Source organism: Gardnerella sp. C0684A1 (assembly GCF_055326835.1).
This window is the reverse complement of sequence record NZ_JBLTSX010000037.1, coordinates 1-263: the sequence shown is the minus strand read 5'-3', so window position 1 is coordinate 263 and position 263 is coordinate 1. Positions and strand designations below refer to the sequence as shown.

General features: G+C 66.2%; 1 protein-coding gene. It reads left to right on the top strand.

Annotated features, from left to right (window positions below; genetic code table 11):
• On the top strand, positions 1 to 263 hold a 263-nt coding region (locus tag ACNEUN_RS06275), incomplete at both ends, for a hypothetical protein (RefSeq protein WP_463631580.1).

Genomic DNA, 263 nt, shown 5'->3' with positions numbered 1-263 from the left:
CGCGCGCATGTCGCCTCGTACCGGATCATCGCTGCCAATCTGCCAGGCGGCGATGCAGCCTTGCTGGCCGTTGATCGGGACGATCTGGTCATCGGCGCGACCTTCGCTGCAAGGCATCGGTTCAAACTGACCAACGCGTGTCTCGGGGGCCGCCGCACGGCTTCGAATATCCTCGGTGGCGAAGAAGCCACCTCGTTCGCTGACTCGGAACGGGCTTTCTTGCGCCGCGCGCTGGCGCGGGCAGACGGCAACGCCACCAAGGC